The organism is Pseudomonas sp. AK106, from assembly GCF_053903055.1.
Map to the genome: position 1 here is coordinate 2,516,198 of NZ_CP096426.1, position 15,465 is coordinate 2,531,662.

General features: G+C 62.1%; 12 protein-coding genes. 7 read left to right on the plus strand and 5 right to left on the minus strand.

Translation table 11 applies throughout. The annotated features are described in order from the left end of the window. Nucleotides 1–159: 159 nt before the first annotated feature. The 5 genes from M1E04_RS11355 to M1E04_RS11375 all read left to right on the plus strand — a co-directional run bounded on the left by M1E04_RS11355 (nucleotide 160) and on the right by M1E04_RS11375 (nucleotide 5,532). Nucleotides 160–1,134 carry an ABC transporter substrate-binding protein gene (locus M1E04_RS11355; RefSeq protein WP_296314975.1) on the plus strand — a complete coding sequence of 325 codons (975 nt, stop codon included), beginning with the start codon at nucleotides 160–162 and terminating at the stop codon, nucleotides 1,132–1,134. 73 nt (nucleotides 1,135–1,207) lie between these two features. Next, nucleotides 1,208–2,665 carry a sugar ABC transporter ATP-binding protein gene (locus tag M1E04_RS11360; RefSeq protein ID WP_456293001.1) on the plus strand — a complete coding sequence of 486 codons (1,458 nt, stop codon included), beginning with the start codon at nucleotides 1,208–1,210 and terminating at the stop codon, nucleotides 2,663–2,665. Continuing rightward, on the plus strand, nucleotides 2,662–3,651 hold the full coding sequence (locus M1E04_RS11365; protein WP_456293002.1) for an ABC transporter permease: 990 nt from the start codon (nucleotides 2,662–2,664) through the stop codon (nucleotides 3,649–3,651). Before M1E04_RS11360 ends, M1E04_RS11365 begins: the two co-directional genes overlap by 4 nt. Then, the gene (locus M1E04_RS11370) at nucleotides 3,648–4,604 is read left to right on the plus strand and encodes an ABC transporter permease (protein ID WP_456293003.1); all 957 of its coding nucleotides are present in this window, start codon (nucleotides 3,648–3,650) and stop codon (nucleotides 4,602–4,604) included. The genes M1E04_RS11365 and M1E04_RS11370 overlap by 4 nt, the downstream gene beginning before the upstream one ends. Nucleotides 4,605–4,620: 16 nt before the next feature. Continuing rightward, a complete protein-coding gene (locus tag M1E04_RS11375) occupies nucleotides 4,621–5,532 on the plus strand; it encodes an SMP-30/gluconolactonase/LRE family protein (protein WP_456293004.1) in 912 nt (303 codons plus the stop codon). 47 nt (nucleotides 5,533–5,579) lie between these two features. Here the strand turns inward: M1E04_RS11375 and M1E04_RS11380 are convergent, their stop codons facing one another. After that, nucleotides 5,580–7,604 carry a methyl-accepting chemotaxis protein gene (locus M1E04_RS11380; RefSeq protein WP_192130451.1) on the minus strand — a complete coding sequence of 675 codons (2,025 nt, stop codon included), beginning with the start codon at nucleotides 7,602–7,604 and terminating at the stop codon, nucleotides 5,580–5,582. A 370-nt stretch (nucleotides 7,605–7,974) separates the two neighbouring features. Between M1E04_RS11380 and M1E04_RS11385 the strand changes: the two genes are divergently transcribed. Continuing rightward, nucleotides 7,975–9,783, plus strand: coding sequence for a sensor domain-containing diguanylate cyclase (locus M1E04_RS11385; RefSeq protein WP_065990295.1), 1,809 nt, complete (start codon nucleotides 7,975–7,977; stop codon nucleotides 9,781–9,783). A 988-nt stretch (nucleotides 9,784–10,771) separates the two neighbouring features. On the opposite strand, the gene gloA is transcribed toward M1E04_RS11385, so the two are convergent. Continuing rightward, a complete protein-coding gene (gene gloA, locus M1E04_RS11390; RefSeq protein WP_065990298.1) occupies nucleotides 10,772–11,302 on the minus strand; it encodes a lactoylglutathione lyase in 531 nt (176 codons plus the stop codon). 200 nt (nucleotides 11,303–11,502) lie between these two features. Between gloA and M1E04_RS11395 the strand changes: the two genes are divergently transcribed. Beyond that, nucleotides 11,503–12,006, plus strand: coding sequence for a DUF4946 domain-containing protein (locus M1E04_RS11395; protein WP_410929054.1), 504 nt, complete (start codon nucleotides 11,503–11,505; stop codon nucleotides 12,004–12,006). Nucleotides 12,007–12,512: 506 nt separating this feature from the next. Here the strand turns inward: M1E04_RS11395 and M1E04_RS11400 are convergent. The 3 genes from M1E04_RS11400 to M1E04_RS11410 form a co-directional block, all read right to left on the minus strand. Next, nucleotides 12,513–12,878 carry a histone-like nucleoid-structuring protein, MvaT/MvaU family gene (locus M1E04_RS11400; RefSeq protein ID WP_065990300.1) on the minus strand — a complete coding sequence of 122 codons (366 nt, stop codon included), beginning with the start codon at nucleotides 12,876–12,878 and terminating at the stop codon, nucleotides 12,513–12,515. A 423-nt stretch (nucleotides 12,879–13,301) separates the two neighbouring features. Continuing rightward, nucleotides 13,302–14,003 carry a haloacid dehalogenase type II gene (locus tag M1E04_RS11405; RefSeq protein WP_296309277.1) on the minus strand — a complete coding sequence of 234 codons (702 nt, stop codon included), beginning with the start codon at nucleotides 14,001–14,003 and terminating at the stop codon, nucleotides 13,302–13,304. 186 nt (nucleotides 14,004–14,189) lie between these two features. Further along, nucleotides 14,190–15,287 (minus strand): tetratricopeptide repeat protein, encoded by a 1,098-nt coding sequence (locus M1E04_RS11410; protein WP_192130455.1) that lies wholly within the window; start codon nucleotides 15,285–15,287, stop codon nucleotides 14,190–14,192. Between the last annotated feature and the right edge of the window lie 178 nt (nucleotides 15,288–15,465).

Sequence of the window (15,465 nt, forward strand, 5' to 3'; positions counted from 1 at the left end):
CCAGTGCAGACTCGCCGCGTACTGTTCGTAATAAGGTGCGACCGACGCCGTCGGCCACCCTGCAGCCCCCATAAAAATAACAAGGGTTCAACTATGAAAAGTCGTCGTCATCCGCTACGCCGTTCATTGCTGTGTGCCGCACTGGCTGTGGCGCCCCTGATGGCTCTGCCCGTCGCCTCCCACGCCGATACGGCCGACAAGAAGATCGCGCTCTCCAACAACTACGCCGGCAACTCCTGGCGCCAACTGATGCTCGCCAGCTGGCAGCAGACCACCGACAAAGCCGTCAAGGATGGCCTGATCGCGTCGGCTGACAGTTTCACCACTGCGGAAAACCAGGCCACCGAGCAGGCCGCGCAAATCCAGAACCTGATCCTTCAGGGTTACGACGCCATCGTCATCAATGCCTCGTCGCCAACCGCCCTCAACGGCGCGGTGAAGCAGGCCTGTGACGCTGGGATCATTGTCGTGTCCTTCGACGGCACCGTTTCCGAACCCTGCGCGTACCGCATCTCCATGGACTTCAAGCAGACCGGCATCGAGCAGATGGACTACCTCGCCGGGCGCTTCCCCCAGGGCGCCAATGTGCTGGAAGTGCGCGGGCTGGCCGGCGTGTCGGTGGACGAGCGCATTCACTCCGGCATCACCGCCGGCGCGCAGAAACACCCGAACCTGAAAGTGGTCGGCGAGGTGAACGGCAACTGGTCACCGACCGTGGCGCAGAAAGCCGTTTCCGGCGTGCTGCCCAGCCTGCCGAAAGTCGACGCCGTGGTGACCCAGGGCGGCGAAGGCGTCGGCATTGCCCAGGCGTTTGTCGCGGCAGGCCGTCCGTTGCCGGCGATCATCTTCGGCAACCGCGAAGAAGAGCTGAGCTGGTGGAAAAAGCAAAGCGACGCCCAGGGCTATCAGAGCTTCTCCATCAGCAGCGGACCGAGTATTTCCAGCCTGGCGTTCTATGTCGCGCAGCAGTTGCTCGACGGCAAGCAGATGCCCCATGACCTGTTGTCGCCTGCGGTCACCGTCACCCAGCAGACCCTCGACGCCAGCCTAAAGGACCTGCCCAAGGGCGGGATCGTCAGCGAGACCTACAGCGTCGACGACGTCGCCAGGCTCAAGCCCGCCGCGTCCCAGTGAGCTTTCCCCTGTGAGCCTGTCCATGTAAGCAAAGCAGGCCGCGCTGCCTGCGGCCCGCCAAGGAATTCCGACCATGAACGCAAATGGACCTGTGCGGGTGGCCTTCGCGGGCGCCGGCAAATCGTTCGGCGCCGTGCGCGCCCTGAGTGACGTCGACCTGAGCGTGCGCGCCGGCGAATGCCTGGGCCTGATCGGCCATAACGGCGCGGGCAAGTCGACCCTGATGCAAGTGCTCGCCGGTACCCTGGCCGCCGACTGCGGCCAACTGTTGATCGACGGCCGCGACCTGCGCGAAGGCTATTCGGTGCAAGTGGCGCGGCAGCACGGCATTCGCTGCGTGTTTCAGGAGCTGTCGCTGTGCCCGAACCTCAACGTGGCTGAGAACACCCGGCTGATGTCACCGGCCCTGCGCGGCTTCGGCTGGCGGCGTCGGGCCGGCGCGCTGATCGAAGCGATGCTGGAGCAGATTTTCCCCGGCCACGGCATTGAAGCCGATGACATCGTCGCTGACCTGTCCATCGGCAAGCGGCAGATGGTGGAAATCGCCCGGGCGTTCATCAATGTCGATGAGCGCCTGGATCTGATCATCCTCGACGAACCCACCTCATCCCTCGACGCCCGTGTCGCCGAACAGCTGTTGCGCCATGTGCGGCGGTTCGTCGAGGACGGCGGCAGCATCGTGCTGATCAGCCACATCCTCGGCGAAATGCTCGGCACCTGTGACCGCATCGCGGTGATGCGTGACGGCAGAATCGTCGAAACCCGTGCGGCCCGAGACTTCACCCATGATTCGCTGGTGGAAGTCATGGGCGGCACGGCCCGCGAACAGCAGCACGCAACACAGGCTTTCGCCTCCCGACGTGAGCAGGGTAGCCCGCGGGTGCAACAGCGCCCGGCGCGTCAGGCCGATGGCCGCTCGGTGCAGGCGTTTGCCGGCGAGATCGTCGGGCTGTCCGGGCTGGCCGGGCACGGCCAGAGCCAGTTACTGACCCAGGTGCTGCGCGACTGCGTCAAGCACGGTACCGGCGCCAGTTTCGTCGCCGGCGACCGCCAGACCGACGGCGTGTTTGCGCTGTGGTCCATCGGCGGAAACATCACCATCGGCTCACTCAACCAGCTCAAGCGCGGCGTGCTGCTGAACCCTGACGCCGAGCAAGCGATGGCCGATGACTGGATGAAGCGCATGGGCATCCGCACCCCTGACATGCGCAATCCGATCCTGTCGCTGTCCGGCGGTAACCAGCAAAAGGCGTTGTTTGCCCGGGCACTGGCGTCCGACAGCCAGATCATCCTGATGGACGACCCCATGCGCGGCGTCGACGTCGGCACCAAGCGCGAGGTGTATTCGATTCTGATAGAGGAGGCGGCCCGCGGCCGCACGTTCATTTGGTACACCACCGAGCTGGAAGAGCTGACCTATTGCGATCACGTGTATGTCTTCCGCGACGGCCAGGCCGTGCTCGACATGCCGCGCAGTGAATTGAGCGAGGAGCGCATCCTGCGCAGCTCCTTCGCCGAGGAAACCCCATGAATGCCCCGTTGAATTCCGTTGCCCGCACCCCCGTCGCGACGCGCAACAACGCCGCGCGCCGTGCCCGCATGCTCCGCGCCGCCTTGCCGGCGGTGTCGCTGGTGGTGTTGCTGGCGACCATCTTCATCATGCAGCCCCGTGCCATGAGCTACATGGGCCTGAACCTGATGCTCAACCTGGCCGTGCCGATCGCCCTGGCGACCATCGCGCAGATGCTGATCATCAGCGTCAACGACCTCGATCTCTCGATGGGCAGTTTCATCAGCTTCGTCGCCTGCGTGGCGGTGACACTGCTTGATCAGCACCCGTTCCTCGGCTGGCTGGCGCTGGCCGGGTGCGTGGGCGTGTATGCGCTGCTCGGCGCCTTGATTCACAGCCGCAACCTGCCGTCGATTGTCGTCACCCTGGGCATGTCGTTCATCTGGGTCGGCGGCGCGATTCTGCTGCTGCCGTCGCCCGGCGGCACGGCACCGCAATGGCTGCAGGCGCTGGTGCGGATCAAGCCGCCGCTGATTCCGCTGGCGATCATCGTCTGCATTGTGCTCGGGCTGGCGATGCACTTTTTCCTGATGCGCTCCACGGTCGGCGTGGTGCTGCGCGGCGCCGGCGGCAATCCGCTGGCGATCGCCAAGGCCGGCTGGTCGCTGCTTCGCATCAAAGTGGCGATGTACGCCATGGCCGGCAGCTTCGGCGTGCTCTCGGGGCTGTTTCTGGTGGGGCTGACCACCTCGGCCGACGCCAACGTCGCGCTGCGTTACACCCTGTTGTCCATCGCCGGGGTGATCCTCGGCGGCGGCGAGTTCGTCGGCGGCCGCGTGTCGCCCATGGGCGCGGTGCTCGGTGCGCTGACCCTGGTGCTGGCCGGTTCGCTGCTGTCGTTCATCCGCATCTCGCCTGACTGGCAGATCGGCGCCCAGGGCGCGATTCTGATTTTCGTGCTGGCGCTGCGTGCGGCGGTCAATCGTCTGGAGGTACGTCCGCTATGAGCACTTCATCCCTTGCAGCGCAGCGCGGCAAGCCGTGGCTCTGGTCATTTCTCGCGGCGTTATTGATCTGGGTGGCGACCCTGGTGTTCACCGGCGGGCAGGGCGCAGGCGCTTTGCTGTCTGGCGCGCTGGCGTTCTCGACGTTCTTCGCAATTGTCGGCATCGGCCAGATGTTCGTCATCAGCACCGGGCCGGGCAACATCGACCTGTCGATCCCGGCCAACATCGCCCTCAGCGGCGCGCTGGGCATGAAACTGATGGACGGCCAGGACGCGAACATCTGGCTGGGCGTGATCGGCGTGCTGGGCATCGGCGTGCTGGTGGGTTGCGGCAATTTCGCGCTGATCCGCCTGCTGCGCATTCCGCCGATCATCGCGACCCTGTCGGCGAGTTTCATCCTGCAATCTCTGGCCATTGCCTATGGCCGCAGCGTGCGGGTGCCGCCGCCGGAAGGGTTCTACACCTTCGCCACGGGCCGCGTGTTCGGCGTGCCGTATCTCGCCATTGTGGTGATCGCCGTGGCGGTGCTCATGGGGTACGTGCTGACCCGCACCCGCTACGGCCGTTCGGTGCTGGCCATCGGGCAGAACGCCCGCGCCGCCGAACTGGCGGGGATTCGGGTCGGCCGCATGCGCTTTGCCACCTACGTGCTCTGCGCGGTGTTCGGCAGCTTGTGCGGCCTGACCCTGGCCGGGTTTTCCGGGGGCGCGTCGCTGGGCATGGGCGAGGAATACCTGCTGGCGTCCATCGCCGTGGTGGTGATCGGAGGGACCTCGGTGGCCGGCGGGTTTTCCAACGTGCCGGGCATCTGGGGCGCGTCGCTGTTTCTCTACCTGCTGGTGAGCATGCTCAACACCTTCGGCGCCAGTGCCGGGGTGCGGCTGATCCTCACCGGCCTGATCATCATTGCGGTGATTACCGCTGTCAGCGGACGCAAAAATGCCCGCGCCTGAATTAAGGATCGACCCCGTGTCCGACGACCTCTACGAATGCCATGACAAGCGTTTCCATCGCCTGATTCTGCCCAACACCCAGCTCGAACGCCTGTACGACCAATGCCGCTGGGCCGAAGGGCCGGTGTGGTTCAACGACGGCGGGTACTTGCTGTGGAGCGACATTCCCAACCAGCGCATGCTGCGCTGGACCCCGGAGCAGGGGGTGTCGACCTTCCGCACGCCGTCGAATTTTGCCAACGGCAACACCCGCGACCTGCTGGGCCGGCTGATTACCTGCGAGCACGGCACCCGCAGCGTCACCCGCACCGAACCGGACGGGTCGATCACGGTGCTGGCCGAGCGATTCGAAGGTAAGCGTCTGAACTCGCCGAATGACGTGGTGGTGCATCGCGATGGCGCGGTGTGGTTCACCGATCCCAGCTACGGCATCCTCACCGATTACGAGGGCTATCAGGCCGAAGAAGAGCAGCCGGGCCGCCATGTGTATCGCATCGACCCGGACAGCGGCGAGATCGCCTGCATGGCCAATGATTTCGTGCAGCCCAACGGCCTGGCCTTCTCCCCGGACGGGCAGACCCTGTACATCGCCGATTCCGGTCGCTCCCATGACCCCGATGGCCCCCACCACATCCGCGCGTTCGAGGTGATCAATGGGCGGGAGCTGGGGCAGTCGAGGGTTTTTGCGGTGATTGAGCCGGGCGTGCCGGACGGCATGCGCGTGGATGTGCAGGGCAATGTCTGGACCAGTGCCGGCGACGGCGTTCAGTGCTTCGCCGCCGACGGCACCTTGCTGGGCAAGATTCGCCTGCCGGAGAAGGTCGCCAACCTGACCTTCGGCGGCCCGCGGCGCAACCGCCTGTTCATCACCGCCAATACGTCGTTGTATTCGGTGTACGTAGCGGTGGCGGGGGCTCAGGTGCCTTGAGCGATGACAGGTCAAGGCGCGCGGGATTTACGCCGCGCGCCCTGTTCTCAGAGCTTGAAACGGCCGACCACGGTGCGCAGTTCGCCGGCCAGCAGCGACAGTTCGTCCGCCGTTACCGCGTTGTCCTCGATGCCTTCCATCAACACGAAGGTGCCGTTGCGGATCTCGGTGACGTTGCGGTTGATGTCTTCGGACACGGCGTGCTGCTGCACGGCAGCGCTGGCAATCTGGGTGTTCATGCCGACGATCGACTCGACGCCTTCGTTGATCGCGTTCAGGCTCGAGGACGTCTGATCGGCCGAGCTCAGGCAATCCTGCGCCCGGTCCTTGCCCGCTTTCATCTGGTCAACGGCCGCGTTGGTCGCCAGTTGCAGCTGCTGGATGATCCGCTGGATTTCCGCGGTGGAGTTCTGAGTGCGTGAAGCCAGGGTTCTCACTTCATCCGCGACCACAGCAAAGCCACGGCCCTGCTCACCGGCGCGGGCGGCTTCGATGGCGGCATTGAGGGCAAGCAGGTTGGTCTGGTCGGCGATGTTGCGGATCACTTCAATGACCCCGCCGATCTCCTGGCTGTGCAGCGCGAGGGCCGCGACCTTTTGCGCGCTGAGGTCGACTTCGCCGGCCAGTGCTTCGATGGTCTGGCGGGTCTGCTGCATGACGCCCAGGCCTTTGCCGGATGCCTGGCTGGCCTGTTCCGCTGCACGCGCCGCGCCTTCGGTGTTCTGGGCGACGTCGGCGACACTGGCGGTCATTTCGTTGATGGCGGTGGCAACCTGCTCGGTTTCGCCTTGCTGGGCGTTCATCGACACTTTGGCGCGGTCGATGGATGCACTCAGGCGGGTCGCGGCGTCGGATACCGAGCGCGAACTGCGCTCGACCTGGGCGAGGGATTCACCAAACGCCTGGACCATGTGATTCAAGCCGGTGCCGATGTCGGCCATTTCGTCTTTGCCCGCCACGTTGACACGGGCGGTGAGGTCGCCCTGGGCGATACGACGGGTGGCGCTCAACATGGCTTCCATGGCTTGGCGCATCGCGCTATAGATACCGCTGAACGCATAAATCAGCAGCAGACCGGCGATGGCGAACATCGCCAGCATGGCGGTGCGTTCGGCCGACTTGTCGTGAACCCGTTGTTCCAGCACCGCCGACAGCGCTGCCTGCAAGGCGTCCTGCGCCTTATACAGCTCGGCCACCACGGCGTTGCCTTTGGTCGGCAGGCCCTGCATCCCGGTGATGGTGTTCTGTGGTGAGGTGATCAAGGTTTGCAGGTCACTGCGAAAGCTGTCCAGGCTGGACAGCCCGCTGCTGACGGGGGACTGGATGCGATCGGCGAGGGCTGTTTCCTTACGGCGCAGCAGGTTGAGGCTCTGCAGCAGCTCCTGGCGAATCTGGGTTTCTTGCTTGAGCAGCGATTTGATCGTGCCACGGGTGGCGTCGGTCAGCGGTTGCCCTTCATGCAGACCACTGGCCAGACCGCGCAACTGGCCGACGACGTTGATCTGGCGTGGCAGTCGCAGGGTGCTCTGATCGATCAGGAACAGCGAGGCGTAGTCTTCGTCCAGCACCATCCCGGAGGTGGCGGAGATGAAGTAGATGAAGTTCAGCGTCTGGGTCATCTGATCGCTCCATGCATCGAACAGGGTCGCTTGATCGGCACCGGCTTTAGTCTGGCTGATCAGCCCTTCTGCGCCGGAGCGCAGGCGCTGCACGCGGTCGGCTGTTTCCAGCTCGACGGTGAACTGGCGGTCCGTGGCTTCCAGCTTGGTGTAGGCATCCAGGAGTTTGGTCTGATTGGCGGCGAGGTCAGCCTGGGCTGTCTCATCCCCGCTGAGCAGGCGGTTGGTCAATGCCCGCTGCAGCATCGACAGGCGCAGTACGGGGGTGACGTCCATCAGGTAACGCTGGCCGACTTCTTCGGAGTGGATGTTATCAATGCTGGCGTTGAGCTGATGCAGCAGGCGCGCGCCCAACAGCCCCAGTGGGAGCAAAACGATGATGGCGAGCAGTGCGAATTTGGCAGGAAAGCGCAGTCGGTTGGTCAGGTACACGGCAGGGGAAAGAATATTCATACTGTTCTCAAAGCCCCGAAGCGGGGCGATTGGGTTGTTGTCGGTGAGAACGGTCCTTTTTCTCGGGTCGGAGTGCGGTGACGACGTCTCTGGGAGGAGAAGGCGCTATGGCTGATTGCGCCTCGCTCCAGTCCATCTGTCGGCCGGTATGGTATTAACTTTATAAAAACTTATACAACAATATATATTTGTACAGCTTTGGAACTGAACCGATTAAGTGATGTCTTTGTGATATCAGTCTTTCTCAGCTCAGCCGAACTCTGTTTTGCCCCTGATCGTCGGTCATTGACCACCCGTCATGATCCTGAGCGGGCAATGATGGCCATGAGATATCATCTAACCCGTATTTTTAGAACGGAGGGCGCACGCCATGAACTGTTCGCTGGAAATTGAGCAGAAGCGCCTGTCCGCGGTTCACGCTTTGCAATGGCTCGAAACCGCTCACAGCGAGGATTTCGACCGCCTGTGCCGCTTGGCTGCCGCGCACTTTCGCGTGCCGACGGTGCTGGTGTCCCTGGTGGAAAAAGATCGGCAGTGGTTTCCGGGCCGTGTGGGGTTTGACGCGAGTCAGACGCCCATAGAGCAGTCATTCTGCCGCTACACCATCCAGAACGCCGAAGTCATGGTGGTCAATGACGCTCGCCTGGATCCGCGCTTTGTCGACAACGCGCTGGTCACCCAGCCTGATGGCATCCGTTTCTACGCCGGTGCCCCGTTGTGTAATCACCACGGTGATGTGCTCGGCAGCTTTTGCCTGATCGACACTGTCCCTCGCACGCTTCAGCCCGACGAAGTGGCTGTCCTCGAAGATTTTGCGCAACTGGTCATGGGCCAGGTCGAACAATGCCAGGCGATGCGCTACCGCCACCCGGTCAGCCGCCTGCCGAATTTGCAGCAGTTCTTGCTGGACACCCAGGACGTTGCGGTCACCGGGAGTCAGGTGCGGCTGATGGTGGTGATCCGCACCCAGCCGATGGCGAGCGCTGCGGATGTCAGCGTGAACAGCAACCTGGATGCGCAACAGACGCGCCGCGATATGGCCAACTGCCTGCGTCGCCGTCTGGATGGGATTGCTGAGCTGTATCACGTCAGCGACCTGGATTTCTGCCTGCAGATGAGCTGCGAGCGCTCTCGCCGGGATGACCTGGTTCGCATGCTGTTGGCGGTGATCACCGAGCCTTTCACCCATCAGCAGGTGGCCGTGGGGCTGGCGTGCTGTGACGATGGTCAGAACTCCGCCGCTGCGCTCATGGGCAAAGCGACCCACGCGGCGGGCAGGGCCGTCTATCGGCAGGTGCCGTGGGCGGCGTATGACGAGGCGGAGGATTGCGCCCAGCGTCGCGCCTTGACCCTGCTCAATGAACTCGCCGACGCGCTGGTCAGTGGCGACATCTTTCTGGAGTACCAGCCACGTTTCAGCTTGCAGGATGGCCGCCTGCTCAGCGTCGAGGCGCTGATTCGCTGGACCCATCCGATGCTCGGCAAGATCGGGCCGGATGAGTTCATTCCGTTGATCGAGGGCGCCGGCAGGATCAGCACCGTGACCCGCTGGGTCATCGACCGGGCGCTGACCGACCTCAGCGGCTGGATCGACGATGAAGTGCGGCTGTCGCTCAACCTGTCGCCGCTGGACTTCTCCGACCTGGACATCGCCCTGACGTTGCAGAGCGCCTGCGAAAAACACGGCGTTGCACCCGCACGGTTGGAAGTCGAGATCACCGAAGGCGAGTGGATTCGTGCCGACAAACGCGTCATCGCGCAGCTCACCCGCATTCGCGAGCTGGGCGTTGACGTGGCCATCGACGATTTCGGCGCGGGCTACAGCAACTTTGCCTATCTGCACGAGATCCCGGCCAATATCCTCAAGCTGGACAAATCCCTGGTGACGGACCTGGAGAGCAACCCGCGCAACCGCATCATCGCCCGGTCCGTGCTGCACCTGGCCAGTGAACTGGGTTATCGCACCGTCGCGGAAGGCGTCGAAACCTTTCGCTGCATGAGCCTGGTCCGTGATTTCGGCTGCGAAGAAGCCCAGGGCTATTTCCTGAGCCGGCCGCTGAAGCTGCAACAGCTTAAGCAGCAGTGCCAGAACATTGCGCTGACGTTTACCCCTGAACCGTCGAACGCGCAGATTTATGCGGATCTGGGTGATACGGATCAGGTGATAGAAGCGGCGTGACGCCGGCCGGGTTTCCATTGCAGGACCGGCTCCAGCCGGGAAGAGGCCAGCGTGAACACCCACAATTTTGCGTTGTGACGCCTGACGCCTTCCCGGCTAAAGCCGGTCCTACGGTCGAGGTCGCAGCCACACTCACTGCATGCATGGGTTTTAGTGGGTGCTGCTTCAGCCAATCTTGCCGGATGCACGCGCTGCTTTTAGTAGGACCGGCTTCAGCCGGGAAGAGGCCGGCGTGAACACCCACAATTTTGCGGTGTGACGCCTGACGCCTTCCCGGCTAAAGCCGGTCCTACGGTCGCGGTCGCAGCCACCCTCACAGCATGCATGGGTTTTAGTGGGTGCTGCTTCAGCCAATCTCGCTGGACGGATGCGATTCTTCTAGTAGGACCGGTTTTAGCCGGGAAGAGGCCAGCGTGAACATCCTCAATTTTGCGGTGTGACGCCTGACGCCTTCCCGGCTAAAGCCGGTCCTACGGTCGAGGTCGCAGCCAATCATGCTGGATGCACGCGATGCTTTTAGTAGGACCGGCTTTAGCCGGGAAGAGGCCAGCGTGAACACCCTCATTTCTGCAGTGTGACGCATGACGCCTTCCCGGCTAAAGCCTGTCCTACGGTCGAGGTCGCAGCCACCTCACAGCATGCATGGGTTTTAGTGGGTGCTGCTTCAGCCAATCTCGCTGGACGCACGCGCTGCTTTTAGTGGGACCGGCTTCAGCCGGGAAGAGGCCAGCGTGAACAACCACAATTTTGCGGTGTGACGCCTCATGCTTTCCCGGCTAAAGCCAGCCCTACGGTCGCGGTCGCAGCCACCCTCACTGCATGCACGCGATGCTTTTAGTGGGACCGGCTTCAGCCGGGAAGAGGCCAGCGTGAACACCCTCAATTTTGCGGCGTGACGCCTGACGCCTTCCCGGCTAAAGCCGGTCCTACGGTCGGCGTCAACGCCAGTCCTGTCCCTATCAAGGCCGGTCCCACTGATCGAGCGTGATTACTCGCCCGTTACCGGCGTTGGCTGGATGATTTCGACCCAGTAGCCATCCGGGTCCTTGATGAAGGCCAGGCTTTTCATGCGGCCGTCGGTCAGGCGTTTCTGGAAGTCCACGCCCAGTTCTTCGAAGCGCGCACAGGCGGCGTGTATGTCCGGCACCGAGATGCAGATATGACCGAAGCCGCGCGGGTCGGTGTTGCCGTTGTGATAGGAAAACTCAGGGTCTTTCTCGGTGCCGTGGTTGTGGGTCAGCTCGAGGACACCGGGAATGCCTTTCATCCAGACGTTACGCTCGGCGTCGTCCTGCGGGATCTGTGCTTTGTCGACCAGCGCCAAGAAGTACAGGCTGAATTCGGCTTCCGCGAAGTGGCGCTTTTCCACCAGGCTGAAGCCCAGCACGCGGGTATAGAAGTCCAGGGAAGCGGTGGCGTCCTTGACCCGCAACATGGTGTGGTTGAACACGAATTGTGCGGTCGAGGCGTCCGGGGTGGCCGTGACGCCGGGGAAAGTGTTCAGGTCGTGCAGACTCATGGTTGTCTCCGGGTTAACGCTAAAATGTTGCGTAATGATACGGGCTCATGGCTGACGCGCCAAACCGAAGGCGCATAAAACGCGGCTTCCGGCTTGTAGACACTGCATGACCAGCCCACACTTTGCGGCTCGACCTTCAGGTACCGCCCATGCATCTCTTATTGCGCTCATGCGCCCGCGTTGCTTTCTGTTTCGTGCTGATGATTCCGGGCGTCGCGTCTTCAGCTGACGCCATGATCATCTGGCCCGAAGGCTGGGACGTTGAAGCCTTGCCCCAGCCGCCGGCGAGCGAAGGCCAGCCCGCCGTGCAACTACGACAGCGTGCGGTCAAAAACGATCAGAACGGTGATCCGGCCATGGTCGTGGAGCTGACCCAGACGCAGCTGCAGCCCGGCCATTCGGTCAACGTACAGGGCGTGCTGCTGGCCATGCGCAAGGCGGTTCAGGTCAATTTTGCCCGCGGCGGTTTTCAGAGTGTCTGCACGCGGATGAAGGACAGCACGCTGAGCGACATTCCAGCCATGGAAACCACGTGCACCATCACCCAGAACGGCAATCACGTCATGACCCAGACGCTGGTGGCGGCGGCCAATCCCGAGTTGGCGTGGTCGTTGTCGTATGCCGGCTCGGCGGAAGGCTACGCGGCCCATAAAGAGGAGGTGTTGCAGATCAGGAATGGTCTGCGGCTGGGAGCGGCGCCGTAGATCAAGGCGGGGTCTGGACAAATCGCGGGCATAAAGAAGCCCGCCGAAGCGGGCATTGGGGCGCTAATCCTTTAGCAGCCTCTATCCTCTACAAACCGGTGTGAAAAAAATGTGAAGCTCACAAGCCATTCAGCTGCAGAGGGAAAATTCATCTGTGGCTGCATGAAGGCTCATGGCCAGCTTTAACACTCACTCAGTGCTGTTTGACGGGATTAATAACGCTTAAGAGACTCAACGGTTGAGCATGCTATAAGCCTGCCGAGTATTGAAAGCGATATATGCCATTAATACGAATCTGTTCAGCTAATTGTCAGGTTCAATATTCAACACCCGTCCCACACTCGCACGCATTATTTAAAATACGCAGGGCGCGGGTCGCGATCATTTGCGTTTAAAGCACTTGTTTCATGTCCTTTTCCCTGCACTTGCAGAGAAGCCCCGCGGGCAGAGCTTCCTCTCGATGTTGCAGATCAATCTTGCAGGCCTGTGTTCTAGGGAGCAGGGGATTAGCGGCCGCGCAACCAGGAGTCAACGGATTCAGCGCCGTATTGTAATTTCCAGTTTTTCAAACCGCGATGGTTGCCGCCCTTGGTCTCGATGACTTCGCCGGTGTGGGGATTCTGATAGACCTTGACCACCCGCGGACGACGCCGTTTCGGGGCCGCTGGCGTGGCATTGGACGCGCCCGTGTGAGGGTCGAGGATGGCGATGATGTCCCGCAAGGTCTTGTCGTACGTGCTCATCAGGGCCTGGAGCTGCTGCTCGAACTCGATTTCCTTCTTCAATCCGACGTCGTTCTTCAGATACTCCAGCTGGGCCAGCTGCTCCTGAAGGGCTTTTTCTGCTGCGCGAAATTCGGCAAGTCTGGACAAAATGATACTCCGGCAATTAATGGCTGTTGTCAGCTCAATGCAAGCAACAATGCAAGCAGCACGACGCGCATCTGGGTCTGCTGCTTTAGTTTTCACCACTTTCTACCGTGTCCCTGGCATCAGGATCAGCCGTCGACATTAACTTCATGGGAATGAACGTTGGTCTCGCGACGGGGTAGTTCAGTTGTGGCGCGAGTAAATAATGCACGTTTTTTACGCGTTGTAAAATAGCGGATGACTGATTGTTAAGTGAAACATCCGGGCGACCATAAGCGGGTCTGACAAAAAAACAATAATGGGCGCTAAACGTTGTAAGTAATTTCTTATACTTTAGCGCCAATGGAAACTGTGCCATCTCAAACGCGGCGGCAAACAGCCGCGTACCTGCACAGAGCAAACCACGTCAGCCAGTGAGGCGTCAGACTACGCCGGCCCGCCCCAGCGTTGAATGATCTGCTCGGCCAGGTCGCCCAACTCGGGGGCCATCAGGTCGGGAAGCGGCATTTCATCTATCAGGAGCGGTGCGTTGTACGGCCGGGTCAGCAGGGCGCCGAGGCACCCTGCCGCCTGGGCGCCCGCCGTGTCCCAAAAATGACACGCCACCACAAGCAGGTCCGCCAGTTCGACATTCAGCTCCCGGGAAACCATCTGGTAGGTTTGCGCAGCAGGCTTGAATTTTTTAACGGTCTCTACGCTGAAACTGCGCTCGAAGAATGTCGCTAACCCGGCGCGCTCAAGGGCCGAAGGGGATGCACCGCTGGCCGAGTTACTCAGCGTCACCAGCCGAAAGCCGGCGTCACGCAAGCCGTTGAGTGCCGGCAGCACATCAGGGTGTGCTGGCATGTTACCCATCCGTGCCTGGAAGTCATCGATATCACTGGCGGCCAGGTCGACCTGATGGACAGACGCGAGCATGCGCAGCGTGCCTGCGGCCAGTTTGCCAAACGGGGTGTAAAGGCCGCACAAGGTCATCGTTTGCGAATAGAGGATCAGGTTGGCGAACCACTCGCGCAACAGGGCTCGATCACCGAACACCCGCTCAAACAGAGGCTCAAGGGTGGTGATGTCGAGTAAGGTTTCGTTCACGTCGAAAACGATGATCGGCGTTGGTTTCTGCACTGCCATGATGGGGACTCTCTTCTGAGTAGTGCACGCTGCTGCAAGCACGCGTTCGTCGCTTGAAGCCCTGACGTGCCGGATCACGGACAAGGTTAACCCGATCAAGCCGGCGCGACGCACTCATCAATATGAATCGTTTCCTGGATGGGATGGACAGCGTACTTCCGCCTGTCGGGGGCGCGTAATGAGGTGCTAAAGCCCCTGCTGCAGGGCAGGATCATCGGCGTTGAGCTGCTCCAGTTCAGCCAGCAGCACCTGCACTTTCTGTAGCTGCCCGGCCTCCGTCCAGTAACGAATCAGCAGAATCCTCGCGCGGCGATCGGCGGGTGCGCGCTGCAGAATGTCTTCCAGCTGCCGCTGCGCCGCTTCGAGCTGATCAAGATCGTGAAGCGCCACGGCGAGGTCATAACGGTAACCGGTGTTATCCGGTTCCAGCTCAATGGCCCGGGTCAGCGGAAGCAGCGCGTACTCATTCTGTTTATGCCGCAGCAGCCATTGGCCGAGTGCGTGTTGCGCCAGGGCCGACTGGGGCTGTTTTTCCAGCCACTGGGCGAGCAACTGGCGTGAACGATCGGCCTGACCCTGACGGTCGAGCACCTGCACCAGTGCCAGCCCCGCCTCCAGGTTGTCCGGTTCCAGCTTTGCGGCCAGTTCCAGCGCCTCGATCGCCTTTTGCGGGGTGCCGTTGTTGAGGTACAGCTGGGCGAGCGCGAGCTGACGTTGCCCGCTTGGCGGTTCGGCGCTCAGTGCCTGCTCATACTGTTGAGCGGCTTCCTGCAGCGCGCCGTAATACAGGCCCAGCTCATCCGGGCTCAGCGGTAGCAAGGCGCGCACCGCGCTGAAGCGCACCTGATCATCGGCATCGTCCAGCAGGGGGCCGATCAGCGTGGTGCGTTGATCTTCCGGCAGCATGGCGGTCACCGTCTGAATGGCCGCCTGTTGAACCAGCGCAGCGGGGCGCTTGAGATCGCCGCGCAGAATTTTCATCGCCTGGGTGCTGGGGTAATTCACCAGTTCGGCGAGCAGGCCGGCGCGGCGAATGTCCGACAGGTCGGTGCGGGTGAATTGCTGATACAGCACGCGCGCGGCGCCGGGCTTGCCGCCGTGGGCCTGCTCCAGTGCTTCGGCATAGCTGTGATTGACCTGGGGGGCGGCCGGCGGCGCGTGCCAGTTTCGCACCAGCATCGCCATGGCGATGATCAGCAGCAACAGCGCCAGCGCAATTGCCACCTGCCAGCGACGTCGAGCCTTGAGCTGGGCAGGTGTGCGCCGGGAAGACGACTCAGACATATCGGTTTCCGTGTGTGCGTGTGCAGCAGCTTCGGGGAGAGACCGCCGAGTGTCAAACCCTGTGGGGAAGGGTGCCGTCCTCGCGCGCTCGTGCGGTGTTTATCCACGGTCCAGAAAAAAGCCCCGAACCTGGTGGGTCCGGGGCCTTCGAGAGCAGCAGATCAGCGCTGCAGATCTG